This is a genomic window from Shinella zoogloeoides (genome assembly GCF_033705735.1).
Taxonomy (GTDB): domain Bacteria; phylum Pseudomonadota; class Alphaproteobacteria; order Rhizobiales; family Rhizobiaceae; genus Shinella; species Shinella zoogloeoides_A.
Genome location: NZ_CP131130.1, coordinates 2,222,536 through 2,247,594, shown reverse-complemented (window position 1 = coordinate 2,247,594; position 25,059 = coordinate 2,222,536). Strand labels below are relative to the sequence as shown.

Below are 25,059 nucleotides of genomic sequence, written 5' to 3'. Positions count from 1 at the left end.
CCCGTCACTTCTTGCACCGCATCAGCGGCCCCCAGCGCGTGCCGTCGGCAAAGCCGACCGTGTAGCCGCCATGGTCCGGCGTCAGCGTCATCTCGTAGGGCGTCGCCTCGGTCGAGCCCTCCTCGTGGCATTCGGCCGACACTACCGTCGCGCCGCCCACCTTCCGGCCGTCGCCCTTGAACGCGCAGTAGGAAACGGCGGTGGTCACGCCTTCCCTGTTGAGAAGGAAGAAGATGTCACTGCCCGAAGATTCGCCGGTTTCGGAATAGAGGCAGCCTTCCTTGTCGCCATAGTTGCCGTCGACCACGGCCGCCGCCCCCGCCGGACCGGCGAGGAGGATGCCGAGGAAAAGAGCGGGAAGCGAACGGCCGGCGCCCATCAGACGCCGCTCGCCGGAATGCCGGTACGCTCCACCTTGCGCGGCGCGGTGATCTCCTTCCAGGTGGAGAGCGCCTTGTTGACCGCCGTGAAGGGCTCGCGCCTGACGAACTGGCCGTGGCCCTCGCGGGTCTTGACCGTGCTCTCCTCGACGGCGACGACGCCGCGCGTCAGCGTGTAGCGCGGCAGGCCGGTCACTTCCTTGCCCTCGAAGACATTGTATTCGATGGAGGATTGCTGGTTCTTGGCCGAGATGGTCTTGCTGCGCTTCGGGTCCCAGATGACGATATCGGCATCGGCGCCGACAAGGATCGCGCCCTTGCGCGGATAGACGTTGAGGATCTTCGCGATATTGGTGGAGGTGACGGCCACGAACTCGTTCATGGTGAGGCGGCCGGTGTTGACGCCGTGCGTCCAGAGCATGGGCATGCGGTCTTCCAGGCCCCCGGTGCCGTTCGGGATCTTGCGGAAATCGCCGATGCCGGTGCGCTTCTGCTCGGTCGTGAAGGCGCAGTGGTCGGTCGCCACCACCTGCAGCGAGCCGCTGGCTAGGCCGGCCCAGAGCGAATCCTGGTGCTGCCTGTTGCGGAAGGGCGGGCTCATGACGCGGCGGGCGGCGTGGTCCCAGTCCTTGTCGAAATATTCGCTCTCGTCGAGCGTCAGGTGCTGGATCAGCGGCTCGCCATAGACGCGCATACCGTTCTGCCGGGCGCGGCGGATCGCCTCGTGCGACTGCTCGCAAGAGGTGTGCACGACATAGAGCGGGGCACCTGCCATGTCGGCGATGATGATGGCGCGGTTCGTCGCCTCGCCCTCGACGGAGGGCGGGCGGGAATAGGCGTGGCCTTCCGGCCCGTTGTTGCCTTCGTCCATCAGCTTCTGCTGCATGGCGGCGACGACGTCGCCGTTCTCCGCATGGACGAGCGGCAGCGCGCCGAGCGCGGCGCAGCGCTGGAACGAGGCGAACATCTCGTCGTCGTTCACCATCAGCGCGCCCTTGTAGGCCATGAAGTGCTTGAAGGTGTTGATGCCCTTTTCCTCGACGACGGTCTTCATCTCGTCGAAGACCTGCTCGCCCCACCAGGTCACGGACATGTGGAAGGAATAGTCGCAATTGGCGCGGGTCGACTTGTTGTCCCAGCGCTTCAAGGCGTCGAGCAGCGACTGGCCGGGATCGGGCAGGCAGAAATCGACCACCATGGTCGTGCCGCCGGTAAGGCCGGCCCGCGTGCCGCTTTCGAAATCGTCGGCCGAATAGGTGCCCATGAAGGGCATTTCGAGATGGACGTGCGGATCGATGCCGCCCGGCATGACATAACAGCCCGCCGCATCCAGCACCTCGTCGCCGGAAAGGTCCGGGCCGATCTCGACGATCTTCCCGCCCTCGATCTTGACGTCCGCCTTGTAGGTCAGGTCGGCGGTGACAATGGTACCGCCCTTGATGACTGTGCTCATGTTGGTCCGTTCCCTGTCTTGATTTTCGTGCACGCAACGCGTGGAGCCGCCCGGCTGGCCGGGCGGCTGAGGATCACTCGGCGATGCCCGCCGTCTCGATCACCGCATGGAGCAGCACGTCCGCGCCGGCGGCGGCCCATTCCTTCGAGATGTCCTCCGCCTCGTTGTGCGAGAGGCCGCCGACGCAGGGGCACATGATCATCGTGGCGGGGGCGACCTTCGCGGCCCAGCAGGCGTCATGGCCCGCGCCGGAGATGAGGTTCATGTGGCTGTAGCCGAGGTCTTCGGCGGCCTTGCGGACGGTGGCGACGAGGGTCGGGTCGAAAGTGACGGGGTCGAAATGGCCGACCGCCTCGACGGAACAGCCCACGCCGAGCGCCTCGCAGATCTTCGGCGCTTCGGCCTCGATGCGGGCGCGCATGCCGTCGAGCTTGTTCTGGTCGGGCGAGCGGATGTCGACGGTGAAGACGACCTTGCCGGGCAGCACGTTGCGCGAATTCGGCGAGAAGAACACCTGGCCGACGCCGCCGACGGCGCCCGGCTGGTTCTCCATGGCGACGGTCTGCACCATTTCGAGGATGCGCGCCATGGCAAGGCCGGCATTGACGCGCATTGCCATCGGCGTCGAGCCGGTATGCGCCTCGCGGCCGGTCAGCGTGAATTCCAGCCACCACAGGCCCTGACAGTGGGTGACGACGCCGATCTCCTTCTTCTCCGCCTCGAGGATCGGTCCCTGCTCGATGTGGTATTCGAAATAGGCGTGCATCTTGCGCGCGCCGACCTCTTCGTCGCCGACCCAGCCGATGCGCTTCAGTTCGTCGCCGAAGGTCTTTCCTTCCGGGTCCTTGCGGCCATAGGCGTAGTCCTGCGTGTGGACGCCGGCAAAGACGCCGGAGGCGAGCATGGCGGGGGCGAAGCGGGCGCCTTCCTCGTTCGTCCAGTTGGTGACGACGATCGGGTGCTTCGTTTCGATGCCGAGGTCGTTCAGCGAGCGCACGACCTCCAGGCCCGCGAGCACGCCGAGCACGCCGTCATATTTGCCGCCCGTCGGCTGTGTATCGAGATGCGAGCCGACATAGACGGGCAGGGCGTCCGGATCGGTGCCGGCGCGCGTCATGAACATGTTGCCCATCGTGTCGACGCCCATGGTCAGGCCCGCGTCGTCACACCATGTCTGGAAGAGGCGCCGGCCCTCGGCGTCTGAATCGGTCAGCGTCTGGCGATTGTTGCCGCCGGCGATGCCGGGGCCGATCTTCGCCATGTCCATGAGGGAATCCCACAGGCGGTCCGCGTTGACACGCATGTTCTCGCCGGGTGCGGCCATGTCGTATGCTCCCACGTCTTCGGGCTCTTTGAGGCCCCATTTTGTTCCCACCGGCCGGCAGCGCGATTGTTGTTTTTGCGCCGTCCGTTCAGAGCAGTTGCCTTTACTTGATAACTGTCTGATAATTTGACCGGTTGGTAAACATTACAGCTTCCGTTGCGGCACTCAAGCCGAAAAACCAAAAACCTTTGGTGAGCGCCAAGAAAATGGCGGCTGGTTAAACTGGTGAATTTGACGGCACTTTTCCGCGCGGCGGAGGACGCCGAGGGGGCACGATGGCACTACCGAGGGCGGCGAGGACACAGCGGCGCACGCGCATCCAGGAAGCCAAGGAAGAGCAGATTCTCGAAGCGGCGCTGGAGGTCTTTTCGCTGCACGGCTTCCGCGGCGCGACGGTGGACCAGATCGCCGAGGTCGCCGGCATGTCCAAGCCGAACCTCCTCTATTATTTCCGCACCAAGGAGGCGATGCACCGGGCGCTGATCACCCGCGTCCTCGACACCTGGCTCGATCCGCTGCGCGAGTTCGACGCGGGCGGCAATCCGGTCTCGGAGATCCGCAGCTATATCCGCCGCAAGCTGGAGATGGCGCGGGATTTCCCGCGCGAGAGCCGGCTTTTCGCCAACGAAATCCTGCAGGGCGCGCCCAATATCGAGGACGAGCTGAAGGGGCCGCTGAAGGCGCTGGTCGACGAGAAGGCGGAGGTCATCCGCAGCTGGGCGAAGGCCGGCAAGATCGCCAAATGCGATCCCTATCACCTCATCTTCTCCATCTGGTCCACCACGCAGCACTATGCCGACTTCGACGTGCAGGTGCGCGCGGTGCTCGGGCAGGGGCAGTCCGGCGAGGGGCGGTTCGAGGATGCGGCGCGCTTCCTCGAACAGCTTTTCGTCGCCGGGCTCAATATCAGCGAGCAGCAGATCTAGACTTCGTTTCCACCGGTTCGGCCTTCGGCTGGCCGAAGAGGCCGGCGGCGATCTGCTCGCGTTCGCGCCAGAGGGCGGGCAGGGGAAGCAGCGCGATGCACACCAGCGCGATCGTCGTCTTGGTGAGCTGCGAAAGCGCGGGCGTGCGGCCATCCGCATAATAAACCGCATAGACGATGGCGACGTGCCAGACATAGACCTGCAGCGAATGGCGGCCGAGCAGGCGCAGGAAGCGCAGCGTGAAGACCGCCGTCACGCCGCGGGCGAGCGCACGGACGAAGGCATTGTGGTGCTTCGGACCGGCGATCAGCAGCCAGGCGAGGCCCGTTGCGACGGCGGCGAAGTTGAGGAGGTAGACCGGGCCGAAATCGGCGCGGATCTCCATCGTCGCGAACTTGTCCAGCACTGCTTGCGGCAACAGGTCCCAGGCCGTGACGATGCGCAGCGGCAGGAAGAACAGGCAGATGGCGAGCGCGGCCTTGGGCAGCAATGTCTTCTCCGGCGAGAAGATGGCCTGCCAGTCGATCTTCTTCTGCGCGGTGAGGACGCCGATCACCATGGCGGAGAAGAAGACGATCTGCCAGCCGAGCATATTGAAGCTGGCGCGGATGCCCTGGCCGTCGGCGCCGGTGACGAGGGCGTTCAGCGGCTCGGTGGCGAAGCGCTGCAGGCCGAGCTGCGCGGCCATCCAGGCGATCAGCGACCCGGCGAGCACATGCGCCCACTTGCCCTGCAGGCACAGCCAGACAAGCGGCGGCGCGAAGATCATGTAGACGATATATTGCGGCAGGATATCCATGAAGGTCGGCTGGAAGAGGAAGGTGGCGATGGCCGCCAGCCGCAGCGGCACGTCGAAATTCGTGGTGCCGAGCCAGTTGTACCAGAGCCGGTAGGCATCGGGCAGGAACATCTGCACGACGAGCACCGCCATCACCGTTCCCATGGCATAGCGGTAGAGCTCGAAGGCGCGGTTGCGGATGAGCTGGCGCCCGGTGTCGTAGCCGTATTTCAGCATCTTGCGGGCATAGACCATGCCGATCAGCAGGCCCGAGAGGAAGACGAAGCCCTGCGCGTCCTCCACGAAGGCGAACTGACGGTGGTTCACCTCCATCATCCAGTAGCCGCCGACGAATATCAGGTGGTTGATGAGCATGAAGACGAGGAAATAGCCCCGCATGCCATCGATGATCTCAAATCGCTTCAAAATGCGCACTCCGTCGCTGCTCAAGGTGCGCCCCAACAGGCCCGGAACGCATGAAGCGGCGGATCGTTCCGAAAAAAATCAGTCGGGCAGGAAAGCCATCAGTGCGAGGCCGCAGGCCGTGACCAGCGCGCCGGCCAGAACGGGCAGGCTCGCCCAGCCATGGCCGAGCAGGCCTTCCAGCAGGATGATGAAGCTCGGCGTCAGGTAGCCGTAGCCGAGCAGCTTGGAGGCCGGCAGGCGCATCGAGGCATATTGCAGCAGCAGGAAGGTGAGGGCCGTGGTGACGACCGCGAGATAGGCGACGGCGGCGTAGACGGTGAGGGGGAGGGCCGAGAAGTCGGTCTGGACGAGGCCTCTTATGCCGGGCGGTATCAGCCAGAGCGTCGCGCCCACCGTGACCCAGAAGCCGAAGGCGACGGCATGCTCGCCCCGGTCGAAGCGGCGGATCAGCGGCACATAGAGCGCATGGCAGATGACGCCGACGAAGAAGATCATCTCGCCGGTGCCGACATCGAAGGAGAGGATCGCATCGACATTGCCGCGGAAGATCACCCAAACCGCGCCCGCGGCAGCGATGATGAGGCCCGCCAGCACGCCCGGCCTGGTGTGCTGGCCGAGCACCGGCAGTGCGAAGGCGGCACTCAGCAGCGGCATCAGGGTGAAGACCGCGCCGGTGGCGACGGGGCTGGTGAATTCCAGCGCCATGAACATGGTCAGCATATAGGCCGCGATAAGGCCGCCGAGCAGCAGGAAGCGCCACGCCTGTTTCGGCAGGGCCGTGGGCACGCGGAAGACGCCGAAAGCGAGCACAGCCATGACGACGATGGTCAGGATATAGCGCCAGAGCATCAGCGGCTCGGCCTTCATGTAGCGGGCCGCGAGCCCGCCGAAGGAGAAGGAGCCGGCGATCAGCACGGCGAAGAGCAGCATGGCGAGATGGCCCTTCAGCTTCTCATGGCCCCTGGCGTGGGTGGAAAGGCCCGCCGGGGCCGGCATACGCTTCGTCAAGAAAATCATCCTATCGTCTGCGGCGCGGCTTGCCCGCCTCCCGCCCCGTTGCTCATAGCCTCGGGCGAGAGGATGCGCCAGAGCCCATAGGAAAGCCGCATTCCCCGCCCACAGACACGCGGCACGGCAAAGGACAATTCATGACGGCAGCCATCGGCTTCAAGGATACCGACCGCAAGACGAGCGAACTGCTCGAGGACATCCTCCATTCGATCCGGGGCGAGCACATCACACTGCGCGATCTTCTCACGATGATGGGGGAAAGCGGTCTCCTTCTGCTCTGCGCCTTCCTGTCGCTGCCCTTCCTCTTTCCCGTGTCGATCCCCGGCGTCTCCACCGTCTTCGGCGCGGGCATCGTGCTGATCAGCGCGGCGATCACGCTGAACCGGCTGCCCTGGCTGCCGGAAAAGGTCGCCGACCGGCGGCTGGAAAGCGGCCGGCTGCGGCCGGTGCTCCAGCGCGGCGTGACGTTCCTGCGCCGGATCGACCGCTTCTTCAAGCCGCGCTTCGCCTCGGTGACGACCGGCGCCGTCATGAACCGGATCAACGGGCTGGCGCTGATGGGGGCGGGGCTGCTGCTGATGGCGCCGCTCGGGCTCATTCCCTTTTCCAACACGCTGCCGGGCGTCGCCATCCTGCTGCTCGCCGCCGGCATCTCGCAGCGCGACGGGCTGGTGGTGCTCGCCGGCCACGCGATGGTGGCGCTGACCATCGTCTATTTCACGGCGCTCGCCTTCCTCGCCTATAGCGCGGGGCAGAGCTTCAACATCTTCGGGTAAGGGGCATCAGGCCGGCTGCCGGTTCCAGGGCATGCGCGCCAGCAACATCGCCATGCCACACCAGCCCGTGGTGCCGGCGAAGACCAACATGATGCCGATGACGCCGGCAAGGGCGAAGGCGGCGGTCAGGCCGGAAAAGCCCAGCGCCACCAGAGCGGCGATCAGGATGCCGACCGCGATCTGGACCTGCCGGAAGAGCGGGATCGCCGCCGACCGGGCACCGCCGACGACGGGCAGGCCGGCTTCCTTCCATGCGGCAATACCGCCTTCGAGATTGTAAACCGCATGGCCTGCGCCGGCCGCTTCGGCCGTCCGGCAGGCCGCTTCGCCGCGCGCGCCTTTCAGGCACTGGAAGATCATCTTGCGGTCGGCAGGTATCTGCGCGCCGGCAAGCGTGTGGCCGAGCGAAGAAAGCGGGATCGAGGCGGCGCAGGCGATGTGCTCGGCACGGAACTCGTCCGGTTCGCGCACGTCGACCAGCACGGCCTCGCCGGAGGCGAGCCACAGGGCGGCGTCTTTCGGGGACACGGATGCGGTCATGGTCAGTCCTTTGCGCAGAAGCGGGCGTAGAGCACGGCCATGATCTCCATCACGGCCGGATGGTCGATGGCGTAGAAAAGAGTGCGGTGATCGCGCCGGAAGCGCACGATCCCTTCCTCCTTCAATTTGGCGAGGTGCTGCGACATCGAGGTCTGGGCAATGCCCGTCTCCTCGATCAGCTCGGTCACGTTGCGCTCGCCATTCGCCAGCGCACACAGGATCAGGAGGCGGTGGGAACTGGCGAGTCCCTTCAGGAAATTCGCCACCGTCTCGGCCTTCGCCGGCATCTCTTCGGTAATCGTCACGGGCATCTCTTTATGATTTATATTTTTATGATATCAAGAAAATATAAAATGTAAAGCCGCAAGGAGCGAGCATGACGAAGGACTACAAGGCGATCACAAGGGATATCTCGGCCTATATGGGCGAGCTGCGCAAGCTTGCGCCGGAAGCGATGCAGGGCTTCTCGGCGCTCGCGAAGGGCGCGGGCGCCGAAGGCGCGCTGGACAGGAAGACGAAGGAATTGATCGCGCTCGCCATTGGCGTGACGCAGCGCTGCGACGGCTGCATCGGCTTCCATGCCAAGGCGCTGCGCGAGCTGGGCGCCAGCCGACAGGAGGTCGCAGAGGTGATGGTGATGTGCGTCTATATGGGGGGCGGGCCGGCACTGATGTATGCGGCCGATGCCATGCGCGCCTACGACCAGTTCGCCGGGGCCTGAGGCCCCGGCGGGTTGGCTTACTCCGCTGCCTGGCGGGCCGCCGGGTTGTTCGGATGGGTCGTCCAGTTGGCGTAGTTCGGGTCGACCGGCTTGCCGGTGCGCTGGTCGAGCGTGCCGGGTTCAAGGCCGACCATGGTGATGCAGTTCTCGACCGGGCAGACGTTGACGCAGAGATTGCAGCCGACGCACTCGTCCTCCATCACCTCGAAATGCCGGACGCCCTCGACGAACTGGGTGATCGCCTGGTGCGAGGTGTCCTCGCAGGCGATGTGGCAGCGGCCGCACTTGATGCAGGCATCCTGGTCGATATGGGCTTTGGCGATGTAGTTGAGGTTGAGATACTGCCAGTCCGTGACGTTCGGCACGGCGCGGCCGCAGATGTCGTCGAGGCTGCGGTGGCCCTTGGCGTCCATCCAGTCGGAAAGGCCTGAGATCATCTCTTGGACGATCTTGAAGCCGTAGGTCATGGCTGCCGTGCAGACCTGCACGTTGCCTGCACCGAGCGCCAGGAACTCGGCGGCGTCCCGCCAGGTCGTCACGCCGCCGATGCCGGAGATCGGCAGGCCGTAGGTTTCCGGGTCGCGGGCGATCTCGGCCACCATGTTGAGCGCGATGGGCTTGACCGCCGGGCCGCAATAGCCGCCATGGGTGCCCTTGCCGCCGACCGTCGGGTTCGGGGCGAAGCTGTCGAGATCGACCGACACGATGGAGTTGATCGTGTTGATCAGCGACACGGCGTCGGTGCCGCCGGCTTTGGCCGCGCGGGCGGGCTTGCGGATGTCGGTGATGTTGGGCGTCAGCTTGGTGATGACGGGCATGCGGGTGTACTGCTTGCACCAGCGCACGACCATCTCGATATATTCCGGCACCTGCCCGACCGCCGCGCCCATGCCGCGCTCGGACATGCCGTGCGGACAGCCGAAGTTCAGCTCGATGCCGTCGGCGCCGGTCTCTTCCACCAGTGGCAGGATCGCCTTCCAGCTCTCCTCCTCGCAGGGCACCATGATCGAGGCGATCAGCGCCCGGTCCGGCCAGTTCATCTTGACCTGCTTCATCTCGATCAGGTTCGTGTAGAGATCGCGGTCGGTGATGAGCTCGATATTGTTGAGGCCGAGGAGGCGGCGGTCGGCGCCCCAGATCGCGCCGTAGCGCGGGCCGTTGACGTTGACGACCGGCGGGCCTTCCTCGCCGAGCGTCTTCCAGACCACGCCGCCCCAGCCCGCCTTGAAGGCGCGCTCGACATTGTAGGCCTTGTCGGTCGGCGGCGCGGAGGCCAGCCAGAACGGATTGGGCGACTTGATGCCGACGAAGTTGTTGCGAAGATCAGCCATGTCTCATCTCCCTCAAGCGACGGCAACGGAAGGCTGCGCGCCGGCAGCCAGCATGCGGTTGATTGAATCGGCCGCGTCGCGCCCTTGCGCGACAGAGGTGACCGTCAGGTCCTCGCCGGCCTTCACGCAGTCGCCACCGGCCCAGACATTGGGAACGGAGGTGCGGCCCTCGGCATCGACGGCGATGCGGTTGCCGGCCATGGCGAGCAGGCCGAGCCCGGCCGCCTCGAAGGTCTGGCCGATGGCCTTGAAGATCTGGTCGGCGGCGAGCGCCCCGGTCTCGCCGGTGCCGACGAGCCTGCCGTCGCGCATCTCGGTATATTCCACCTCGATGCCGGCGACATGGCCGTCGCGGGCGATGACGCGCTTCGGCTGGAGCCAGTGGCGGATCATCACGCCCTTGGAGGCGGCGAGGTCCTGCTCGAAGGGCGAGGCGTTCATGTGCTCCTTGCCGCGGCGGTAGCAGATCGTCACCTCTTCCGCGCCGAGGAGCTTTGCCTGCACGGCGGCGTCGATGGCCGTCATGCCGCCGCCGATGACGACGACGCGCCGGCCGACCGGTACGCTCGCCTTGTCTTCGGCCTGCCGCAGTTCGGCGATGAAATCGACGGCATCCACCACGCCCGGAAGGTTTTCGCCTTCCGCGCCGAGCGCGTTGACGCCGGCAAGGCCCATGCCGAGGAAGACGGCGTCGAAATTGGAGGTGAGGTCGGCAAGCGTGAAGTCACGGCCGAGCTTCAGGCCGTTCTTCACCTCGATGCCGCCGATGGCAAGCACGTAGTCGACCTCGCGCCGGGCGAAATCGTCGACGGCCTTGTAGGTGGCGATGCCGTATTCGTTGAGGCCGCCGGCCTTCTCGCGCGCCTCGAAGATCACGACGTCATGGCCGTTCATGGCGAGGCGGTGGGCGCAGGCAAGGCCCGCCGGCCCGGCGCCGACGACCGCCACGGCCTTGCCGGTGTGCGCCGCGCGCTCGTAGAAATGCTGGTTCTCCGTCATCGCGACGTCGGTCGCGTAGCGCTGGAGACGACCGATCTCGACGGGGCGATGCTCGGCGGTGTTGCGCACGCAGGCCTGCTCGCAGAGCGTCTCGGTGGGACAGACGCGGGCGCACATGCCGCCGAGGATGTTCTGGTCGAAGATGGTCTTCGCCGAACCGATCGGGTTGCCCGTCGAGATCTGGCGGATGAACAGCGGAATGTCGATGGAGGTGGGACAGGCCGTCATGCACGGCGCGTCGTAGCAGAAGTAGCAGCGGTCGGCTGCGACCAGCGCCTCATGGTCGTCGAGGCGCGGGTGGAGGTCGGAAAAGTTCGTCTCGTATTCGGCCGGCGCAAGACGCCCCCGATGAATCCCAGATTGCGTCGTTCCCATAGTTATCTCCCATTCGAGTGGGCTTTTTGAATAGAAGAACGGTAACCCAGCTTTATTTTTTTATCAAACGGTAAAACTTCAAAAGAAATGCTGGTTTTTCAATGGTTGCAGCGAAAATAAACATGAGTAATCCGGTTGTCTTTTTGCGACGTCAATAAAGCCGTGCGGCCTTGCCTGTCTTTCCTGCGCCATCACGCGGCGTTTGACAGGCCGGGGGAAAAGATGCAGCAAATCTTATGAAACGAACGGGGTAGACGATGGCGAAGCGGACGGAAACAGCCGGGCGGCTGGACGATGCGGCAAGGGCCGGCTGGCTCTACTATGTCGCCGGCCGCACGCAGGACGAGATCGCCTCGGCCATGGGCATTTCCCGCCAGTCGGCGCAGCGCCTCGTGTCGCTCGCCGTCGCCGAGCGGCTGATCAAGGTGCGCCTCGACCATCCCATCGCCGAATGCCTGGAGCTGGGCGAAGCGCTCAAGCGGAAATTCGGCCTCGTGCATGTCGATATCGTACCGAGCGATCCGGGCTCTACCTCCACGACGATCGGCATCGCCGAGGCGGGGGCGGCGGAGATCGAGCGCTGGCTGAAGAAGAGCGAGCCCATCGTGCTCGCCGTCGGTACGGGGCGCACGCTGAAGGCGGCGATCGACCAGCTTCCGGCGATGGAGTGCCCGCAGCACCGTATCCTGTCTCTCACCGGCAATATCGGGCCGGACGGCTCGGCCGCCTATTACAACGTCATCTTCTCCATGGCCGACGCGGTGAAGGCCCGGCACTATCCGATGCCGCTGCCCGTCCTCGTCTCCTCGACGGAGGAGCGCGATCTCCTGCACCGGCAGAGCCTCGTGCAGTCGACGCTTCAGCTCGGCCGCGAGGCCGATGTCGCCTTCGTCGGCATCGGCGAGCTCGGCGCCGACGCGCCGCTTTGCCTCGACGGCTTCCTCGATCCGGAAGAGATGGCGCGGCTGATGGAGGAGGGCGCGGCCGGGGAGATCTGCGGCTGGATGTTCGACAGCAATGGCAGGCTGCTCGACGGCAGCATCAACGAGCGCGTCGCCTCCGTGCCGCTGCCGCCGCGCGAGACGACCACGGTCATCGGCCTTGCCAAGGGCAAGCGCAAATATGCCGCCCTTCTCGCCGCCCTCAGGGGCCGCATGATCAATGGCGTGATCACCGACGAAGCGACGGCGCGCGACCTGCTTTCGGCCTGACGGCGTTTTCGCCCGGCAGAAATTTTCCATGAGATTCAAGGCATGGCTGCGTGCATTGTGCATTGCAGCAACGAATGGTCGTTGACTTCCTGCGGCATTGTGTGAGTAATTGCCCATGAGCGAAGCAAATGCTCATAACCCTTCTGGGAGGAAGATGATGAATTTGAGAACCCTTCTGCTGGGCACCTGCTCGGCTGCTCTTCTTGCCGGTTTCGCCAATGCCGAAACCCTCACGATCGCTACCGTCAACAACGGCGACATGATCCGCATGCAGGGGCTGACGGAAGACTTCACCACCAAGAATCCGGACATTCAGCTCGAGTGGGTGACGCTCGAGGAAAACGTGCTGCGCGAGCGCGTCACGACCGACATCGCGACGAAGGGCGGCCAGTACGACATCGTCACGATCGGCAACTACGAAGTTCCGATCTGGGCGAAGCAGGGCTGGCTGGTCGCGCTCGACGGCCTCGGCGATAACTACGACGTCGACGACCTCCTGCCGGCGATCCGCGGCGGCCTTTCCGTCGACGGCAAGCTCTATGCCGCGCCGTTCTACGGCGAATCCGCCATGATCATGTACCGCAAGGACCTGTTCGAGAAGGCCGGCCTCAAGATGCCCGATTCCCCGACCTGGGAATTCATCGGCGATGCCGCCCGCAAGATCACCGACCGCAGCGCCGACATCAACGGCATCTGCCTTCGCGGCAAGGCCGGCTGGGGCGAGAACATGGCGTTCCTCTCCGCGCTCAACAACTCCTTCGGCGGCCGCTGGTTCGACGAGAAGTGGCAGCCGCAGTTCGACCAGCCGGAGTGGAAGGCCTCCCTCCAGTTCTATGTCGACCTGATGAAGGATGCCGGCCCGCAGGGCGCCTCGTCCAACGGCTTCAACGAGAACCTGACGCTCTTCCAGCAGGGCAAGTGCGGCATGTGGATCGACGCGACGGTCGCCGCTTCCTTCGTTTCCAACCCGAAGGATTCGACGGTCGCCGACAAGGTCGGCTACGCGATCTTCCCGGATACGGGTAACGGCAACCATGGCCATTGGCTGTGGTCGTGGAACCTCGCCATTCCGGCAAGCTCGACCAAGGCGGAAGCCGCGCAGAAGTTCATCGCCTGGGCGACCGGCAAGGGCTACACCGAGCTCGTCGCCAGCAAGGAAGGCTGGGCGAACGTTCCTCCGGGCACGCGCACCTCGCTCTACAAGAACGCCGAATACGAGAAGGCAGCGCCCTTCGCGGCTCCGACCCTTGCGGCGATGGATGCGGCGGACATCACCAAGCCCTCGGTCAAGCCGGTGCCCTATACGGGTGGCCAGTTCGTCGCGATCCCGGAATTCCAGGGTCTCGGCACGACGGTCGGCCAGCTCTTCTCGGCCGTGCTCGCAGGCCAGTCCTCCGTGGACGACGCGCTGGCACAGGCCCAGACGACGGCCGTGCGCGAAATGACCCGCGCCGGCTACATCAAGTAAACCTCCTCCCCAAGGACGGGCTGCCCGGAATGCGTTCCGGGCAGCCGAGGACGCGGGGACTGCATCCGGTATTTGCCCCTCACCTGCCTGCCGGCATCCTCTCCCCGTAAACGGGGCGAGGAGGGGTGGGCTCACCGTTTTCCTCCTTCTCCCCGCTTGCGGGGAGAAGGTCCCGGCAGGGGGATGAGGGGCGGCCCTGCCGTGGCATATATGATCTGACAGCATCGGCCGGCCGCACCGGCCCTCGGGAGGAAATCATGGCGACGGAGAATACGCGCGGGCTTGCGCGGCTGATGTTGGCGCCCTCTGTGGGCTTGCTTCTGATCTGGATGATCGTGCCGCTGGCGATGACGCTGTGGTTCTCGTTCCAGAACTACAACCTGCTGAACCCGGCGAATGTCAGCTGGACGGGGCTCTTCAACTACCAGTTCTTCTATACCGATCCGGCCTTCTTCCAGTCGATCTGGAATACGCTGATGATCGTCGGCGGGGTGCTGCTCATCACCGTCGTCGGCGGGATCGCCATCGCGCTACTGCTCGACCAGCCCGTCTGGGGGCAGGGGATCGTGCGCATCATGATCATCTCGCCCTTCTTCGTCATGCCGCCGGTGGCGGCGCTCGTCTGGAAGAACATGATCATGCATCCGGGCTACGGGGTGCTTGCGGATATCAACCGCGCCTTCGGCTTCCAGCCCATCGACTGGTTCGCCCAGTTCCCGCTGCTCTCCATCATCATCATCGTCGCCTGGCAATGGCTGCCGTTTGCGACGCTCATCCTGCTGACCGCCCTGCAATCGCTCGACGGCGAGCAGAAGGAAGCGGCCGAGATGGACGGTGCCGGCTTCGTGTCGCGCTTCATCTACCTGACGCTGCCGCATCTCGCGCGTGCCATCACGGTCGTCATCCTCATCCAGACGATCTTCCTGCTCGGCGTCTATGCGGAAATCCTCGTCACCACCAATGGCGGGCCGGGCTATGCCTCGACGAACCTCGCCTTCCTGATCTACCGCACCGCGCTTCTCGGCTACGACGTGGGCGGCGCCTCCGCCGGCGGCATCATCGCCGTCATCCTCGCCAATATCGTCGCCATCTTCCTGATGCGCGCCGTCGGCAAGAACCTGGACAAGTAGGGAGAGAAGCCATGGCAAGAGCCGTTTCGACCCGCCACAAGGTTGTGGCCACGATCGCCGCCTGGATCGTCGCGCTGATCATCTTCTTCCCGATCCTCTATACCGTCATCACCTCGCTGAAGACGGAGCCGGAGGCGATCAAGGGCTTCAGCCTCATCCCGTCCTTCACGCTGGAAAGCTACGTGATGGTGCAGACCCAGCGCGACTATCTCAAGCCCTTCATGAACTCGGTGGTCATCTCCGTCGGGTCCACGCTGCTGGCGCTTATCGTCGCCATCCCCGCCGCCTGGTCGATGGCCTTCGCGCCGACGCGCCGGACCAAGGACATCCTGATGTGGATGCTCTCGACCAAGATGATGCCGGCCGTCGCCGTCCTGGTGCCGATCTACCTGATCTTCCGCGACACGGGCCTTCTCGACACGCGCTTCGGCCTCACCGTCATGCTGACGCTGATCAACCTGCCGATCGTCGTGTGGATGCTCTACACCTACTTCCGCGAGATCCCCGGCGAAATCCTGGAAGCGGCACGCATGGACGGGGCGACGCTCTGGGGCGAGATCGTGCATGTGCTGACGCCGATGGCGGTGCCGGGCATCGCCTCGACGCTGCTGCTCAACATCATCCTCGCCTGGAACGAATCCTTCTGGACGATCCGCCTGACGACGACCAACGCCGCGCCGCTCACGGCCTTCATCGCCTCGTTCTCAAGTCCGCAAGGGTTGTTCTGGGCGAAACTCTCGGCGGCATCCACGCTCGCCATCGCCCCCATCCTCATCATGGGATGGTTCAGCCAGAAACAGCTTGTCCGCGGCCTGACCTTCGGCGCCGTGAAGTAAGGGGAGGGAACTCATGGGCAAGATCATCCTGAAGAAAGTCAACAAGTCCTTCGGCGCCACGCAGGTCATTCCGGGCATCGACCTCACCATCGAGGACGGCGAGTTCGTGGTCTTCGTCGGCCCGTCGGGCTGCGGCAAGTCCACGCTCTTGCGCCTCATCGCGGGCCTGGAGGACACGACGAGCGGCGCAATCGAGATCGACGGCAAGGACGTCACCGCCGCCGCCCCCGCCAAGCGCGGGCTCGCCATGGTGTTCCAGTCCTATGCGCTCTATCCGCATATGAGCGTCGCCAAGAACATCGCCTTCCCGCTGAAAATGGCGAAGATGGATCAGGCGGCGATCGACAGGAAGGTGACGGAAGCAGCCCGCGTGCTGAACCTCACCAACTACCTGGAGCGGCGGCCGGGTCAGCTTTCCGGCGGTCAGCGCCAGCGCGTGGCCATCGGCCGCGCCATCGTGCGCGAACCGTCGGCCTTTTTATTCGACGAGCCGCTGTCCAACCTCGACGCGGCGCTGCGCGGCACGATGCGGCTCGAAATCAGCGAGCTTCATCACCAGCTCAAGACCACGATGATCTACGTCACCCACGACCAGGTGGAGGCCATGACTATGGCCGACAAGATCGTGGTGCTGAATGCCGGCAATATCGAGCAGGTCGGCTCGCCGCTCGATCTCTACAACAAGCCGGACAACCTCTTCGTCGCCGGCTTCATCGGCTCCCCGCGCATGAACTTCGTCACGGGCGAGGCGGCAAGGCCCTGGAACGCGCCGACCGCCGGCATCCGTCCGGAGCACCTGAAGCTCTCCAAGGAGAGCGGCACATGGAAGGGCGTCGTCGGCGTCGCCGAGCATCTCGGCTCCGACACGTTCCTGCATGTCAATGTCGACGGCGTCGGCACGATGACGGTGCGCGCGGACGGCGGCTTCCCCGTCACCCATGGCGACACCGTCTACCTGACGCCGGACGAGACCCGCATCCACCGCTTCGACGACAAGGGAATGGCGATCCGATGAACAGACTGGAAGGCAAGAGCGCGCTGATCACCGGATCGGCGCGGGGTATCGGCCGCGCCTTCGCGGAGGCCTATGTCCGGGAGGGCGCGCGCGTCGCCATCGCCGACATCAATATCGAGCGGGCCGAGGCGACCGCGAAGGAGATCGGCCCCGCGGCCTATGCGATCCAGATGGACGTGACGCGGCAGGAGTCCATCGACGCGGCCATCGGGGCTTGCGTGAAGGAGGCCGGCAGGCTCGACATCCTCGTCAACAACGCCGCCCTCTTCGATCTCGCGCCGATCGTCGAGATCACGCGGGAGAGCTACGACAGGCTGTTCTCGATCAATGTCGCCGGCACGCTTTTCACAATGCAAGCTGCGGCGAAACAGATGATTGCGCAGGGCCGCGGCGGCAAGATCGTCAACATGGCGAGCCAGGCCGGCCGGCGCGGCGAGGCGCTCGTCGCCATCTACTGCGCCACCAAGGCGGCCGTCATCAGCCTGACCCAGTCGGCCGGGCTGAACCTCATCAGGCACGGCATCAACGTCAATGCCATTGCCCCCGGCGTGGTCGACGGCGAGCACTGGGACGGCGTCGACGCGCTCTTCGCGAAATACGAGAACCGGCCGCTCGGCGAGAAGAAGCGCCTCGTCGGCGCCGAAGTGCCCTTCGGCCGCATGGGAACGGCGGACGACCTCACCGGCATGGCGATCTTCCTGGCCTCGCAGGAGAGCAACTACGTCGTCGCCCAGACCTACAATGTCGATGGCGGCAACTGGATGAGCTGAGCCCGCGCCGAACGCGGACCCGGCAAGAGAGATGACCGGACAGACCGGAAGGAATGGACCATGACCACGAAACTGTCGCTCGCCAATCTCAGGGAAATCGCCAGGACGGCAAGCGTGCCCGCCTATGAGCGCGGCAGCCTTGCGGCCGGCATCGTCCATTTCGGCGTCGGCAATTTCCACCGGGCGCATCAGGCGGTCTATCTCGACGACCTCTTCAATCTCGGCCTCGACCATGACTGGGCGATCATCGGCGCTGGCGTGCTGCCCTCCGATGCGGCAATGCGCGACAAGCTCGCGGGCCAGGATTTCCTGACGACCGTGGTCGAGCAGGACAACAACCGCTCCGGCGCTCGCGTCACCGGCGCGATGATCGGCTACCTCGCCCCCGGCAATGCCACGGCGACTATCGCTCAGCTCTCGGACCCGGCGATCCGCATCGTCTCGCTGACCATCACCGAGGGCGGCTATTTCATCGATCCGGCCTCCGGCGTCTTCGATCCGACGCATCCGGCGATTGCCGCCGACGCCGCCAATCCCGGCGATCCGAAGACCGTCTTCGGCCTCATCCTCGCAGGGCTCAAGGCGCGCCGGGAGAAGGGCATCCCGCCCTATACGGTCATGTCCTGCGACAACATTCCCGGCAATGGCGAGGTCACGCACGCCGCCGTCTCCGGCCTCGCCCGCCTTTCCGATCCGGCGCTCGCCGACTGGATCGACGCCAATGTCGCCTTCCCGAACGGCATGGTCGACCGCATCACGCCCGCCACCGGACCGCGCGAGATCGGCATCGCCGCCGACGACTACGGTATCGACGATGCCTGGCCGGTCTTCTGCGAGGAATTCAAGCAATGGGTGCTGGAGGATCATTTCCCGCAAGGCCGCCCGGCGCTGGAAAAGGCCGGCGTGCAGTTCGTGCCGGATGTCGCGCCCTACGAGCACATGAAGATCCGCATCCTCAACGGCGGCCATGCGGCCATCGCCTATCCGGCGGCGCTGCTCGACATCCATTTCGTGCACGAGGCGATGGAGGATGCGGATATCCGCGCCTTTCTCGCCAAGCTGGAGCGGGACGAGATCATCCCCGTCATCCCGCCCGTGCCGGATACCGACCTCAACGACTATTATGCGCTCATCGAGCGGCGCTTCTCCAACCCGAAGATCGCCGACACCATCCCGCGCCTTGCGCAGGACGGGTCCAACCGCCAGCCGAAATTCATCCTACCGTCCACCGCCGACCGGCTGTCGCGCGGCGAGGATGTCGTCGGCCTCTCGCTGGTCTCGGCGCTCTGGTGCCATTATCTCGCCGGCACGACCGACAGCGGCAAGGATATCGCCTTCAACGATCCCAATATCGACCGCATCCGTGCCGCCGCAACGGCCGCCAGGGACGAGCCGCTCGCCTTCCTCGACATGAAGGACATCTTCGGTGCCGTCGGTACGTCGGAGCTCTTCCGCCAGCGCTTTGCCGATGCGCTCCGCTCCCTCCAGCAAAAGGGAACGCGCGCGACGCTGCAGCGCTATCTGGAAGGTCGCCTGGCAAATTGAGGAGATCGGCAATCGGGGCTTTTCATCGCGCGGGGCAGACAGTACCAACGGGGGCCTGAAAACGGAACGGAACGCCATGGCCGCCAAAGCGACAGAACTGGTCATCTTCGATTGCGACGGGGTGCTCGTCGACAGCGAACCCATCTCGATCACCGTTCTTGTCGAAGCGCTTGCCGCCGCGGGCGTCGCGATGAGCGAGGCGGAGGCGCACGAGCGTTTTCTCGGTCGCAGCCTCAAGAGCATGTCGGAGATCCTGCACGACGAATACGGCCTTGCGATAGACGCGGCCTTCCTGGAGGCCATGCGCAAGGTGCTCTACGAGCGCTTCCGTTCGGAGCTCCAGCCGATACCCGGCGTCGCCGAGACCGTCGATGCGCTCGGCGTCGCCCATTGCGTGGCCTCGTCCAGCCAGCCCGAGCGCATCCGCCTGTCGCTTTCCGTGACCGGCCTCATCGGCCGCTTCGAGCCGAACATCTTCAGCGCCAGCATGGTCGTTCACGGCAAGCCGGCTCCGGATCTCTTCCTGCATGCCAGCGCCGAGATGGGGGTGGACCCCGCGCGCTGCGTGGTGGTGGAGGACAGCCCCGCCGGCATCATGGCCGCCAAGGCCGCCGGCATGCGGGTCGTCGCGTTCACCGGCGGCTCCCATGCGCGCACGCTCCGCCATCGCGACGCCCTGCTCGACCTTCGCCCCGACGCGCTGTTTGACGACATGCGGGAATTGTTACAGTTTGTCCGCAAGGAAGAGGACGTCGGGAAAGAGCATTGATGCGCGATCTGATCGTTGCGGTGGACATCGGCACGGGCAGTGCCCGCGCCGGTGTGTTCGACCGGAGCGGTGCGCTGCTCGGGCGTTCCGAGCATCCGATCGCCATGCGCCGCCCGGCGGCCGACCATGCCGAACACGATTCCGAGGATATCTGGCGCGCCGTCTGCGGCGCGGTCCGGCGTGCCTGCGCGGCGGCGGATGCGCGCCCGTCGCGGGTCGCCGCGCTTGGCGTGGATGCGACCTGCTCGCTGGTCGTCCGCGACGGGGCGGGAAAGCCGCTCGCCGTTTCCGGCGATGACGCGCGCTGGGATACGATCGTCTGGCTCGACCACCGGGCGCTGGAGGAGGCCGATGCCTGCACGGCGACGGCGCATCCGGTGCTTGACCATTCCGGGCGCGTGATGTCGCCGGAAATGGAAATGCCGAAGCTCATGTGGCTGAAGCGCCACCGGCCCGGGCAATGGGCGAGGGCCGCCTATTTCTTCGATCTCGCCGATTTCGTCACCTGGCGGGCGACGGGCTCGAATGCCCGCTCGCGCTGCACGATGACGGCCAAATGGAACTACCTTTCCCATGCGGAAAGGCCCTGGAGCGAGGATTTCCTCGCCGCGATCGGGCTTGAGGACGTGCGCGAGCGCGGGTCGCTGCCGCAAACGACCCTGCCCGTCGGGGAGGCGGTCGGGCGGCTTGCCGCCGGGGCGGCGGAAGACCTCGGGCTGGACACGGACTGCGTGGTCGCGAGCGGCCTCATCGATGCCTATGCCGGCGCCTTCGGCGTGCTTGGCCCGTTCGCCGGCGCGCCGGAAAAGCTGGAGCGGCAGCTTGCGCTGATCGGCGGGACGTCGAGCTGCATCGTCGCCTTCGCGCGGGACAAGAAATTCGGCTACGGCATGTGGGGACCCTATTACGAGGCGGTCCTGCCGGGCCTCTGGCTGCTGGAGGGCGGCCAGTCGGCGGCGGGCGCGCTACTCGATCACATCGTCGGCACGCACAGCGCCGGCGGCGAGCCCACGGCGGCAACGCATGCCCGGATCGTCGAGCGGATCGGAGAACTGCGGGCCGAAGAGGGCGAGGCCTTCGCAGAGCGGCTGCATGTCCTGCCCGATTTTCACGGCAACCGTTCGCCGCTCGCCGATCCCCATGCCCTTGGCGTGATCAGCGGGCTGGCGCTCGATGCCTCCTTCGACGGGCTCTGCCGGCTCTACTGGCGGACCTCGGTCGCCATCGCGCTCGGCATCCGCCATATCCTCGAAAAGCTCGCCGACGGCGGCTATCCGCTCGATACGCTCCATGTCGCGGGCGGCCATGTGCGCAATCCGTTGCTGATGGAACTCTACCGAGACGTGACCGGCTGCCGCCTCGTCGTGCCGCAGACGCAGGATGCGGTGCTGCTCGGCACGGCGATGGCCGCGGCGGTTGCCGGCGGCCTCTATCCGGACCTGCCGGCGGCGGGCTCCGGCATGTATCCGGGCGGGCGGGAATACCTGCCGGATACGACCCGAAAGGCCCGCTACGACCGGGATTTCCGGCGCTTCCTGGCGCTCTATCGCCATCGCGCCGAGCTCGACGCGATCGACTGAAAAAATCTCGAAAAATTTGCAACCGGGCGGAACCAAATCGTGCGTCGCGTGTTTCTAGGTCGTCACCGGTCTGCGCATATCCCCCAAATGCGAGGCCCTCGACCGGTGAACGACCACGACACCGTGTCCCCCTCCGGTCCGTGGATACTCAAGCAGCCAGTGCCTCCCCGGCGCTGGCTGTTTTCTCTTTGGGGCCTGCCCATGTCTGTACGGTCGTCATGGCAAAAAAAGGCGGCGGTGGGCGTGCCGTCCCACCGCCGCCAGCCGCGCCGCCGCTGCGGCTATCCGGGAGCGAGATCAGGCCGCTGCGCGGGTCTGCGGCGTAAAGAGGAGAGCCTGGTTGATCAGCACCTTCACCTGTTCGGGATTGAAGGGCTTTGAGACGAGGAAGGCCGGTTCGGGCCGCTCGCCGGTCAGGAGCTTCTCCGGGTAGGCGGTGATGAAGATCACCGGGATATCCGTGCGCGAGAGGATGGTGTTGACGGCGTCGATGCCGGAGGAACCGTCGGCAAGCTTCACGTCGGCGAGCACGAGGCCGGGGCGGCTGTCGCTCCACAGCGTCTCGGCCTCGGCCTGCGTGCGGGCGATGCCGGTGACGCGATGGCCCATGCCGGCGACCATATGGGCAAGGTCGAGCGCGATCAGCGGCTCGTCCTCGATGATCATGATGCCCGTTTCCGCCTGTGCGGCGATTTCCGCGAAGGCGGCGTCGAGCAGGTCGCGGATGTCCGAGGCGTCCGCCTCGAGGATATCGGCGGTCTTTTCGACCGAGAAGCCCTCGACGGTCGCGAGCAGCAGGGCCTGCCGGCCGAGCGGCGGCACGCCGGAAAGATCGAAGGGCGCCTCCTTGCCCGGTGCGATGGCGCCGGCGGCCCGGCTCATGGAAACCGGCAGCGATGCGATGATGCGGCTGAGGAGCCCGAAGAGCCTTGCCTTGTCGTCTCCGCCTTCCGGCATGGTCGAGGGATCGATGAGGATGGTTTCCAGAGTGGCGGCCACATAGGCATCGCCGGAGGACTGGGTGCCCGTAAGGGCGCGGGCGTAACGGCGAAGCGCCGGAAGATGAGGTCCGATGCGGTCGGAAATCGGCATATTCTGTCCCCTGTTCTCGAATTGCTGCACTGGCAGTTGACGGTTTGAACGCGGCAATCAAATTTAGGTTCCGGGGAAGGGAACTTTTTTCGCCTGGCGGCATTTTCACGCCGAAATCTTCACCGGGGCGTGGAGCGTCAAAGATGAAAGTGGCCAAGAGTGAACAGTGTTGAAAAGCAGACGAGGGCGGGGACGTCCTCCAGAAAACCCGACGATCCGAACGGGCAGATCGCGATGAAGCTTCGCGCCTTCTACCATTCGGTTCAGGATGAGGCGCTTCCCCAGAGGTTCCTGGATCTCCTCGAAAAATTGGATGCTGTCGAAAACAGCGTGCAAAGGGCCGAGTGAGGAAGCAATGGACAGGGACCAGACCAATTTCAAACGAGAACTGCTGGCCGTTCTGCCGAGCCTGCGTGCCTTCGCCATTTCGCTGATCGGCCGCCACGACCAGGCGGACGATCTCGTGCAGGACACGATCATGAAAGCCTGGGCGAAGCAGGAGCAGTTCGAGATGGGCACGAACATGAAGGCCTGGCTCTTCACGATCCTGCGCAACGAACTCTACAGCAAGCTGCGCAAGCGCGGTCGCGAGGTGCAGGATTCCGACGGCATCTTCACCGAGAACCTCGCCCAGCACCCCTCCCAGTACGGCTCGCTGGACATGCAGGATTTCAAGAAGGCGCTGGAAAAGCTGCCGGACGAACAGCGCGAGGCCATCATCCTCGTCGGCGCTTCGGGCTTTTCCTACGAGGAGGCGGCGGAAATCTGCGGCTGCGCCCTCGGCACGATCAAGAGCCGGGTCAACCGTGCCCGCCAGCGCCTGCAGGAGCTTCTGCAGGTCAGCGGCGAAAGTGACTACGGTCCGGACGCCGTGTCCGCGCCGATCACCTCTCGTGCATTCGCATCCTGATGGCAAAAGCCGCCCGTCATCGTGGCGGGCGGCGGAAAGATTGAGGGGGAACGGCGAAAATACATCCATTTGCTCGCATGGCGGGTGAAATCGGACGTGGAATCGCCTACCAAAGGGCATGAAGGACAACGCTCAGCCATTGCCGACCGGTGTAGCTGCGGTTCTCGGCGCGCCGGAACGGCTTGCGGCGCTGCAAGCCGCCATGCCGGTCTTTCTTGGCCCCGATCCCGATTTCGACGACATCGCCGGCCTTGCTGCCGGCCTTGCCGACACTCCCATGGCCTTCGTCACCATTCTCGGCCAGACGGACCAATGGTTCCTGGCGCGCCGCGGCACGCCGGAGATCCGCTTTCCCTCACAGGAGACCTTTTGCGCACGGATGCTGGCGGAAAAGGGCGCGCCGCCGCTCATGGTGGCCGATGCGTCCAGGGATCCCCGCTTTTCCAGCCTGCCGAGCGTCAGCGGCGAGGCGCACGTCCGCTTCTATGCGGGTGCGCCGATCGTGATGGACGGCCAGCCCATCGGCACGGTCGCCGTCGCCGACAGGAAGGCCCGCACGGCTGCTGCCGACACCCTTCTGCCGCAGCTCGCAAGGCTCGCCTCGCTCGCTGGCGTCCTGATCCGTCAGAAGGAAGAGGCGCGGCGGCGCATGCTGGCCGCCGAGGTCCTGTCGCGTGACGAGAAGCGCCATGCGCTGGCGCTCGACGCCGCCAATGTGGCGAGCTGGATGTGGGACCTCTCGACAGGCATCGTGTCGGGTAACGAGACCTTCCACCGCATGCTGGGCTTCCGTTCGACGCGGCCGATGAGCGCACGCACCTTCTTCGGCGCGGTCCACCCCGCCGACCGCAAGACGACCATCGACCGCCTGCGCAATGCGCTCGCCACCGGCAAGGAATATGACGGCCTGTTCCGTGCGTCCAAGTCGGGCCGCTGGCTGCTCGGCCGCGGCCGGGTGCATGAATGGGACGCGGAAGGCAAGCCGACCCTCTTCCTCGGCATCAATGTCGACGTCACCGACGGGCAGCTCGCCTCCGAGCGCACGCGGCTCCTGCTGCGCGAATTGAACCATCGCGTCAAGAACACGCTTGCCATGCTGCAGTCGCTCGCCCGCCAGACCCTTCGCCAGACGAGCGATCCGGTGGAGTTCATGGATGCCTTCGCCGGCCGCCTGCAATCGCTTTCCGAGGCGCATGGGCTGCTCAGCGATCACGAATGGGGCGTCATCCATCTCAAGATGCTGCTGCAGAAGCAGATCATGCCCTATGCGCTCGATTACGAGAGCCAGGTCGAGATCCACAAGGACGAGGTGGAACTGGGGCCGGACGAGGCCGTCGGCCTCGGCCTCGTGCTGCACGAGCTTGCCACCAATGCCCGCAAATACGGGGCGCTCTCGGTCGCCACCGGCAAGGTGGTGATCACGGCGCGTATCGTCAACGAAGAGGGCCGCCGCGTGCTCAACATGACCTGGCACGAGGTCGGCGGGCCGCCGGTCAATCCGAACGGGCGCCGCGGCTTCGGCTCCGTGCTGATCGAGCGCAGCCTCGACAAGATCCTCGGCAGCAGCGTGCATGTCGAATACCTGCCGAAAGGTGTGACCGCCGTCGTGCGGATGCCGCTGTAGTTTCAGGGAAACGCAATGGCATTGTGCGCCCGTTCGGGCGCACGGTTCTCCTGTCGGAAATCTCGGGGG

Annotated in this window: 25 protein-coding genes; 15 read left to right on the top strand and 10 right to left on the bottom strand. The window is 65.3% G+C overall.

Annotated features, from left to right (window positions below; genetic code table 11):
* Positions 1–4: 4 nt before the first annotated feature.
* The 3 genes from ShzoTeo12_RS11310 to ShzoTeo12_RS11300 form a co-directional block, all read right to left on the bottom strand.
* Complete coding sequence (locus ShzoTeo12_RS11310) at positions 5–379, bottom strand: hypothetical protein (protein ID WP_318909763.1); 375 nt, start codon at positions 377–379, stop codon at positions 5–7.
* The gene (gene hydA / locus ShzoTeo12_RS11305) at positions 379–1,833 is read right to left on the bottom strand and encodes a dihydropyrimidinase (protein ID WP_318909762.1); all 1,455 of its coding nucleotides are present in this window, start codon (positions 1,831–1,833) and stop codon (positions 379–381) included. The genes ShzoTeo12_RS11310 and hydA overlap by 1 nt, the downstream gene beginning before the upstream one ends.
* 73 nt (positions 1,834–1,906) lie before the next feature.
* Complete coding sequence (locus ShzoTeo12_RS11300) at positions 1,907–3,157, bottom strand: Zn-dependent hydrolase (RefSeq protein WP_318909761.1); 1,251 nt, start codon at positions 3,155–3,157, stop codon at positions 1,907–1,909.
* Between the two features lie 275 nt (positions 3,158–3,432).
* On the opposite strand from ShzoTeo12_RS11300, the gene ShzoTeo12_RS11295 reads away from it, so the two are divergent.
* On the top strand, positions 3,433–4,083 hold the full coding sequence (locus tag ShzoTeo12_RS11295; protein ID WP_119256849.1) for a TetR family transcriptional regulator C-terminal domain-containing protein: 651 nt from the start codon (positions 3,433–3,435) through the stop codon (positions 4,081–4,083).
* Here ShzoTeo12_RS11295 and ShzoTeo12_RS11290 read toward each other — a convergent pair.
* Positions 4,064–5,287, bottom strand: a complete 1,224-nt coding sequence (locus tag ShzoTeo12_RS11290) for an OpgC family protein (RefSeq protein ID WP_318909760.1) — start codon at positions 5,285–5,287, stop codon at positions 4,064–4,066. The two genes, ShzoTeo12_RS11295 and ShzoTeo12_RS11290, sit on opposite strands and share 20 nt — an antisense overlap.
* Before the next feature lie 78 nt (positions 5,288–5,365).
* Positions 5,366–6,295 carry a DMT family transporter gene (locus ShzoTeo12_RS11285; RefSeq protein ID WP_318909759.1) on the bottom strand — a complete coding sequence of 310 codons (930 nt, stop codon included), beginning with the start codon at positions 6,293–6,295 and terminating at the stop codon, positions 5,366–5,368.
* A gap of 140 nt (positions 6,296–6,435) precedes the next feature.
* Between ShzoTeo12_RS11285 and ShzoTeo12_RS11280 the strand changes: the two genes are divergently transcribed.
* A complete protein-coding gene (locus ShzoTeo12_RS11280; RefSeq protein WP_318909758.1) occupies positions 6,436–7,074 on the top strand; it encodes an exopolysaccharide biosynthesis protein in 639 nt (212 codons plus the stop codon).
* Between the two features lie 6 nt (positions 7,075–7,080).
* Here the strand turns inward: ShzoTeo12_RS11280 and ShzoTeo12_RS11275 are convergent, their stop codons facing one another.
* Both ShzoTeo12_RS11275 and ShzoTeo12_RS11270 read right to left on the bottom strand, forming a co-directional pair.
* Complete coding sequence (locus ShzoTeo12_RS11275; protein WP_318909757.1) at positions 7,081–7,614, bottom strand: rhodanese-like domain-containing protein; 534 nt, start codon at positions 7,612–7,614, stop codon at positions 7,081–7,083.
* A gap of 2 nt (positions 7,615–7,616) precedes the next feature.
* Positions 7,617–7,919, bottom strand: coding sequence for a metalloregulator ArsR/SmtB family transcription factor (locus ShzoTeo12_RS11270; protein WP_318909756.1), 303 nt, complete (start codon positions 7,917–7,919; stop codon positions 7,617–7,619).
* A gap of 71 nt (positions 7,920–7,990) precedes the next feature.
* Between ShzoTeo12_RS11270 and ShzoTeo12_RS11265 the strand changes: the two genes are divergently transcribed.
* Positions 7,991–8,335: a carboxymuconolactone decarboxylase family protein gene (locus ShzoTeo12_RS11265; protein ID WP_318909755.1), complete on the top strand. Its 345-nt coding sequence runs from the start codon at positions 7,991–7,993 to the stop codon at positions 8,333–8,335.
* Between the two features lie 17 nt (positions 8,336–8,352).
* On the opposite strand, the gene preA is transcribed toward ShzoTeo12_RS11265, so the two are convergent.
* The gene (gene preA, locus ShzoTeo12_RS11260) at positions 8,353–9,666 is read right to left on the bottom strand and encodes an NAD-dependent dihydropyrimidine dehydrogenase subunit PreA (RefSeq protein ID WP_318909754.1); all 1,314 of its coding nucleotides are present in this window, start codon (positions 9,664–9,666) and stop codon (positions 8,353–8,355) included.
* A gap of 12 nt (positions 9,667–9,678) precedes the next feature.
* Entirely contained in the window at positions 9,679–11,040 is a 1,362-nt protein-coding gene (locus tag ShzoTeo12_RS11255; RefSeq protein WP_318909753.1) for an NAD(P)-dependent oxidoreductase, read from the bottom strand.
* A gap of 257 nt (positions 11,041–11,297) precedes the next feature.
* On the opposite strand from ShzoTeo12_RS11255, the gene ShzoTeo12_RS11250 reads away from it, so the two are divergent.
* From ShzoTeo12_RS11250 to ShzoTeo12_RS11210, 9 genes are all read left to right on the top strand, one after another.
* On the top strand, positions 11,298–12,251 hold the full coding sequence (locus ShzoTeo12_RS11250) for a sugar-binding transcriptional regulator (RefSeq protein WP_119256857.1): 954 nt from the start codon (positions 11,298–11,300) through the stop codon (positions 12,249–12,251).
* A gap of 157 nt (positions 12,252–12,408) precedes the next feature.
* The gene (locus ShzoTeo12_RS11245; RefSeq protein ID WP_318909752.1) at positions 12,409–13,719 is read left to right on the top strand and encodes a sugar ABC transporter substrate-binding protein; all 1,311 of its coding nucleotides are present in this window, start codon (positions 12,409–12,411) and stop codon (positions 13,717–13,719) included.
* Positions 13,720–13,976: 257 nt separating this feature from the next.
* On the top strand, positions 13,977–14,849 hold the full coding sequence (locus ShzoTeo12_RS11240; RefSeq protein WP_119256859.1) for a carbohydrate ABC transporter permease: 873 nt from the start codon (positions 13,977–13,979) through the stop codon (positions 14,847–14,849).
* Positions 14,850–14,860: 11 nt separating this feature from the next.
* On the top strand, positions 14,861–15,685 hold the full coding sequence (locus tag ShzoTeo12_RS11235; RefSeq protein WP_318909751.1) for a carbohydrate ABC transporter permease: 825 nt from the start codon (positions 14,861–14,863) through the stop codon (positions 15,683–15,685).
* 13 nt (positions 15,686–15,698) lie between these two features.
* Positions 15,699–16,700, top strand: a complete 1,002-nt coding sequence (locus tag ShzoTeo12_RS11230) for an ABC transporter ATP-binding protein (RefSeq protein ID WP_119256861.1) — start codon at positions 15,699–15,701, stop codon at positions 16,698–16,700.
* Positions 16,697–17,470, top strand: a complete 774-nt coding sequence (locus ShzoTeo12_RS11225) for an L-iditol 2-dehydrogenase (RefSeq protein WP_318909750.1) — start codon at positions 16,697–16,699, stop codon at positions 17,468–17,470. The genes ShzoTeo12_RS11230 and ShzoTeo12_RS11225 overlap by 4 nt, the downstream gene beginning before the upstream one ends.
* Before the next feature lie 60 nt (positions 17,471–17,530).
* Positions 17,531–19,015: a mannitol dehydrogenase family protein gene (locus ShzoTeo12_RS11220; protein ID WP_318909749.1), complete on the top strand. Its 1,485-nt coding sequence runs from the start codon at positions 17,531–17,533 to the stop codon at positions 19,013–19,015.
* A gap of 76 nt (positions 19,016–19,091) precedes the next feature.
* Positions 19,092–19,784 (top strand): HAD family hydrolase, encoded by a 693-nt coding sequence (locus tag ShzoTeo12_RS11215; protein ID WP_318909748.1) that lies wholly within the window; start codon positions 19,092–19,094, stop codon positions 19,782–19,784.
* The gene (locus tag ShzoTeo12_RS11210) at positions 19,784–21,364 is read left to right on the top strand and encodes an FGGY-family carbohydrate kinase (RefSeq protein WP_318909747.1); all 1,581 of its coding nucleotides are present in this window, start codon (positions 19,784–19,786) and stop codon (positions 21,362–21,364) included. Before ShzoTeo12_RS11215 ends, ShzoTeo12_RS11210 begins: the two co-directional genes overlap by 1 nt.
* Before the next feature lie 297 nt (positions 21,365–21,661).
* Here the strand turns inward: ShzoTeo12_RS11210 and ShzoTeo12_RS11205 are convergent, their stop codons facing one another.
* Positions 21,662–22,456 (bottom strand): response regulator, encoded by a 795-nt coding sequence (locus ShzoTeo12_RS11205; protein ID WP_119256866.1) that lies wholly within the window; start codon positions 22,454–22,456, stop codon positions 21,662–21,664.
* 234 nt (positions 22,457–22,690) lie between these two features.
* Between ShzoTeo12_RS11205 and ShzoTeo12_RS11200 the strand changes: the two genes are divergently transcribed.
* The 3 genes from ShzoTeo12_RS11200 (at position 22,691) to ShzoTeo12_RS11190 (ending at position 24,990) form a co-directional block, all read left to right on the top strand.
* Positions 22,691–22,804 (top strand): NepR family anti-sigma factor, encoded by a 114-nt coding sequence (locus ShzoTeo12_RS11200; protein WP_162911410.1) that lies wholly within the window; start codon positions 22,691–22,693, stop codon positions 22,802–22,804.
* A gap of 7 nt (positions 22,805–22,811) precedes the next feature.
* Complete coding sequence (locus tag ShzoTeo12_RS11195) at positions 22,812–23,366, top strand: RNA polymerase sigma factor (protein ID WP_119256868.1); 555 nt, start codon at positions 22,812–22,814, stop codon at positions 23,364–23,366.
* Positions 23,367–23,484: 118 nt separating this feature from the next.
* A complete protein-coding gene (locus tag ShzoTeo12_RS11190; protein ID WP_318909746.1) occupies positions 23,485–24,990 on the top strand; it encodes an HWE histidine kinase domain-containing protein in 1,506 nt (501 codons plus the stop codon).
* Positions 24,991–25,059 lie beyond the last annotated feature (69 nt).

Bases quoted from the DNA above. Each gene is read 5' to 3' on its own strand.
- ShzoTeo12_RS11310 (WP_318909763.1), bottom strand. From the start codon at position 379: ATGGGCGCCGGCCGTTCGCTTCCCGCTCTTTTCCTCGGCATCCTCCTC.
- hydA (WP_318909762.1), bottom strand. From the start codon at position 1,833: ATGAGCACAGTCATCAAGGGCGGTACCATTGTCACCGCCGACCTGACC.
- ShzoTeo12_RS11300 (WP_318909761.1), bottom strand. From the start codon at position 3,157: ATGGCCGCACCCGGCGAGAACATGCGTGTCAACGCGGACCGCCTGTGG.
- ShzoTeo12_RS11295 (WP_119256849.1), top strand. From the start codon at position 3,433: ATGGCACTACCGAGGGCGGCGAGGACACAGCGGCGCACGCGCATCCAG.
- ShzoTeo12_RS11280 (WP_318909758.1), top strand. From the start codon at position 6,436: ATGACGGCAGCCATCGGCTTCAAGGATACCGACCGCAAGACGAGCGAA.
- ShzoTeo12_RS11275 (WP_318909757.1), bottom strand. From the start codon at position 7,614: ATGACCGCATCCGTGTCCCCGAAAGACGCCGCCCTGTGGCTCGCCTCC.
- ShzoTeo12_RS11265 (WP_318909755.1), top strand. From the start codon at position 7,991: ATGACGAAGGACTACAAGGCGATCACAAGGGATATCTCGGCCTATATG.
- preA (WP_318909754.1), bottom strand. From the start codon at position 9,666: ATGGCTGATCTTCGCAACAACTTCGTCGGCATCAAGTCGCCCAATCCG.
- ShzoTeo12_RS11255 (WP_318909753.1), bottom strand. From the start codon at position 11,040: ATGGGAACGACGCAATCTGGGATTCATCGGGGGCGTCTTGCGCCGGCC.
- ShzoTeo12_RS11250 (WP_119256857.1), top strand. From the start codon at position 11,298: ATGGCGAAGCGGACGGAAACAGCCGGGCGGCTGGACGATGCGGCAAGG.
- ShzoTeo12_RS11245 (WP_318909752.1), top strand. From the start codon at position 12,409: ATGAATTTGAGAACCCTTCTGCTGGGCACCTGCTCGGCTGCTCTTCTT.
- ShzoTeo12_RS11240 (WP_119256859.1), top strand. From the start codon at position 13,977: ATGGCGACGGAGAATACGCGCGGGCTTGCGCGGCTGATGTTGGCGCCC.
- ShzoTeo12_RS11235 (WP_318909751.1), top strand. From the start codon at position 14,861: ATGGCAAGAGCCGTTTCGACCCGCCACAAGGTTGTGGCCACGATCGCC.
- ShzoTeo12_RS11230 (WP_119256861.1), top strand. From the start codon at position 15,699: ATGGGCAAGATCATCCTGAAGAAAGTCAACAAGTCCTTCGGCGCCACG.
- ShzoTeo12_RS11225 (WP_318909750.1), top strand. From the start codon at position 16,697: ATGAACAGACTGGAAGGCAAGAGCGCGCTGATCACCGGATCGGCGCGG.
- ShzoTeo12_RS11220 (WP_318909749.1), top strand. From the start codon at position 17,531: ATGACCACGAAACTGTCGCTCGCCAATCTCAGGGAAATCGCCAGGACG.
- ShzoTeo12_RS11215 (WP_318909748.1), top strand. From the start codon at position 19,092: ATGGCCGCCAAAGCGACAGAACTGGTCATCTTCGATTGCGACGGGGTG.
- ShzoTeo12_RS11210 (WP_318909747.1), top strand. From the start codon at position 19,784: ATGCGCGATCTGATCGTTGCGGTGGACATCGGCACGGGCAGTGCCCGC.
- ShzoTeo12_RS11205 (WP_119256866.1), bottom strand. From the start codon at position 22,456: ATGCCGATTTCCGACCGCATCGGACCTCATCTTCCGGCGCTTCGCCGT.
- ShzoTeo12_RS11200 (WP_162911410.1), top strand. From the start codon at position 22,691: ATGAAGCTTCGCGCCTTCTACCATTCGGTTCAGGATGAGGCGCTTCCC.
- ShzoTeo12_RS11195 (WP_119256868.1), top strand. From the start codon at position 22,812: ATGGACAGGGACCAGACCAATTTCAAACGAGAACTGCTGGCCGTTCTG.
- ShzoTeo12_RS11190 (WP_318909746.1), top strand. From the start codon at position 23,485: ATGAAGGACAACGCTCAGCCATTGCCGACCGGTGTAGCTGCGGTTCTC.